3 protein-coding genes are annotated in these 3,084 nt (G+C 73.2%); all 3 read left to right on the top strand.

From position 1 onward, the window contains the following. Positions 1–136: 136 nt before the first annotated feature. The 3 genes from ABZ885_RS38245 (at position 137) to ABZ885_RS38235 (ending at position 2,984) form a co-directional block, all read left to right on the top strand. Complete coding sequence (locus ABZ885_RS38245) at positions 137–1,093, top strand: DJ-1/PfpI family protein (protein ID WP_360199362.1); 957 nt, start codon at positions 137–139, stop codon at positions 1,091–1,093. Between the two features lie 178 nt (positions 1,094–1,271). Continuing rightward, on the top strand, positions 1,272–2,270 hold the full coding sequence (gap, locus tag ABZ885_RS38240; protein ID WP_360199360.1) for a type I glyceraldehyde-3-phosphate dehydrogenase: 999 nt from the start codon (positions 1,272–1,274) through the stop codon (positions 2,268–2,270). 93 nt (positions 2,271–2,363) lie between these two features. Beyond that, a complete protein-coding gene (locus ABZ885_RS38235) occupies positions 2,364–2,984 on the top strand; it encodes a hypothetical protein (protein WP_360199358.1) in 621 nt (206 codons plus the stop codon). The last annotated feature ends 100 nt before the right edge of the window (positions 2,985–3,084 follow it).

The following is a 3,084-nucleotide window of genomic DNA, read 5'->3' as shown; positions in this document are numbered from 1 at the left end:
GCCAGGGAGCCGCCGCCGGCCCCGCACGTCGGCCCCGGCTGCCCGCCGCGCGCACCGGGGCGGACGCGCGCCGAAGCCCATGCAGGCGCCGGAGCAGGCGGGCGCCGGAGCGGACGACCGCGGGATGGAGGATCCGATGGGCCGCAGGAAGCACCGCGTCGCCGTGCTCGTCCTCGAAGGGGCGAAGCCGCTCGACGTGGGCATCCCCGCGCAGGTGTTCTCCAGCCGGCCGAGCATGCCCTACGAGGTGCGGGTCTGCGGCGCCACACCCGGGCTGGTGACCGGCGGCGACGGCCTCGCCTACCACGTCGCCGACGGCCTGGAGGCCCTGGAACACGTCGACACCGTCTTCGTCCCCGGCTACCGGGACCCGTCCACCACCGAGCCGCCGGCCGCGGTCGTCGAGGCACTCGTGGCCGCCCACCACCGGGGAGCCCGGCTGGCGGCCATCTCGACGGGCGCCTTCGCGCTGGCCGCCACCGGCCTGCTCGACGGGAAGAAGGCGACGACCCACTGGCACTACACCAGGGCCCTCGCCGAGCAGCACCCGCTGGTGTCCGTCGACGAGAACGTGCTCTTCGTCGACGAGGGCGACCTGCTCACCTCGGCGGGCGCGGCCTCCGGCATCGACCTGTGCCTGCACCTGGTCCGGCGCGACCACGGGGTCGGCCTCTCCAATCACGTGGCGCGACGCCTGGTCGCCGCGCCCTACCGCAGCGGGGGCCAGGCCCAGTACGTCCCCCGGAGCGTGCCCGAGCCGCTCGGCGACCTCTTCGCGAGCACCCGTGAATGGGCCCTGGCCCACCTGGACGAACCACTGACCCTCGAAACGCTGGCCCGCACCGCGCAGGTGTCGGCGCGCACGTTCTCGCGGCGGTTCGTGGAGGACACCGGCTACACCCCGATGCAGTGGGTCCTGCGGGCCCGGGTGGACCTGGCCCGCGAGCTGCTGGAACGCACCGACCTGGGCGTCGAGCAGGTCGCCGACCGGGTCGGGCTCGGCACCGGCGCGAACCTGCGGCTGCACTTCCAGCGCATCCTCGGCACCTCGCCCACGGAGTACCGGCACACCTTCTCGGCCCCGGAGGCCTGACGCCCCGGCCGGCACCCGCCCCCACCTGCGACCTGACACCCGCTCGGGTGTCCGGCGGTGCACGGCGCTGCGCGTCTCCCTTGGCGAGATCCTTGCGCACCTTGTCGATCCGGCCCCTGTCCGCCCCCCGCCCGGATGACGACCATGGATGGCGGAACGAAACGAAAGGGAAGCCACCATGACCCGCATCGCCATCAACGGTTTCGGCCGCATCGGACGCAACAGCCTGCGCGCCCTGCTCGAACGCGACAGCAAGCTCGAGGTGGTCGCGGTCAACGACCTCACCGCACCGGACGCCCTCGCCCACCTGCTGAAGTTCGACAGCGCGCTCGGCCGCTTCGGCCGCCCGGTGACCGTCGACGGCACCGACCTGGTGGTCGACGGACGCCGCATCAAGGTGCTCGCCGAGCGCGACCCCGCCGCCCTGCCGTGGGCCGAGCTCGGCGTCGACCTCGTGCTCGAGTCGACCGGCCGCTTCACCGCGGCCGAGGCCGCCCGCGCGCACCTGCAGGCCGGCGCCAAGCGCGTCCTGGTGAGCGCCCCCTCCGACGGCGCGGACGTCACCCTCGCCTACGGCGTCAACACCGAGGCCTACGACCCGGACACCCACGTCATCGTCTCCAACGCCTCCTGCACCACCAACGCGTTGGCCCCGCTGGCGTCCGTGCTGGACGACCTGGCCGGCATCGAGCACGGCTTCATGACCACGGTCCACGCCTACACCCAGGAGCAGAACCTCCAGGACGGCCCGCACCGCGACATGCGCCGCGCCCGCGCCGCCGGCGTCAACATCGTGCCGACCACCACCGGCGCCGCCAAGGCCATCGGCCTGGTCCTGCCCCAGCTCGACGGCAAGCTGTCCGGCGACTCCATCCGCGTCCCCGTACCGGTCGGCTCGATCGTGGAGCTGAACACCACGGTCTCCCGCGAGGTCACCCGCGACGAGATCCTGGCCGCCTACCGCGAGGCCGCCGACGGCCGGCTCAAGGGCATCCTCGACTACTCCGACGAGCCGCTCGTCTCCGGCGACATCACCGGCCAGCCCGCGTCCTCCATCTTCGACGCCGCGCTCACCCGCGTCGACGGCAAGCACGTCAAGGTCGTCGCCTGGTACGACAACGAGTGGGGCTTCTCCAACCGCGTCATCGACACGCTCGAACTCCTCGCGCAGAACTGACCGGGGCGGAGGCCACGCCGGAGCCGGAGCCGGGAGACGGACCCGCACCCACGGGTCCCCCGGCCCGGCCCGGCCTCTGCGAAGATCCTCCGTATGACCTTGCGCCCCGTCGCCCCCGCCGGCCCTGACGACCCGTTCGCCGAGGTCGGCGATCCCTTCCTGGCCGTCACGGACCAACGGCGGTGCCTGCTCGCCGTGGCCGGTGCGCACGAGTACGACGAGGCCAGGACGATCGGCCTCTTCCACGTCACCGACCGCGCCCGCCGACGCCGGCTCCTGACCACGGACTCCCCCGTGCACGCGATGGCCTTCCACCCGGCGCTCCCGCTGCTCGCGGTGGGGACCGGTGAGTACGACGGCGGCTACCACTTCCTGGGTGAACTCCTTCTCGTGGACCTGGAATCCGGCACCGTCCGCTCCCTCATCGCGGGCGACTTCGGCCGGCAGGTCCTCGGGCTGGAGTGGCTGAACGACCACGACCTCCGGATCCTGTTGGCGCCCCACGACGACTTCGGGGACGAGGCCAAGGCCCACGTGGAGGGGCACGTCGCCGTGGTGAGCCGGGCCGACTGGTCCACCGTCGGCGCCGAGTCCCTCACCGAGCGCCACCTGACCGGCCCCCGGGTGCCCGCGCCCCGCCCCGACGGACGCGAAGCCGCCCGGCGGCTCGTCGACCGGCTCAGGACGCCGCCCACCCGGCAGCATCACCGATAGCCGGTTGCAGAAGGCTGAGGATATGAGGCGCTCTCAGCGGATTCCCCTGTGCAGCCGACATCGGCATCTTCGACCACAGGCTCCCGGTAGCCGTGCGGTC

Origin of the sequence: Kitasatospora sp. NPDC047058 (assembly GCF_040643935.1) — a bacterium.
Classification (GTDB): Bacteria; Actinomycetota; Actinomycetes; order Streptomycetales; family Streptomycetaceae; genus Kitasatospora.
This window is presented reverse-complemented; position numbering and strand designations above follow the sequence as displayed.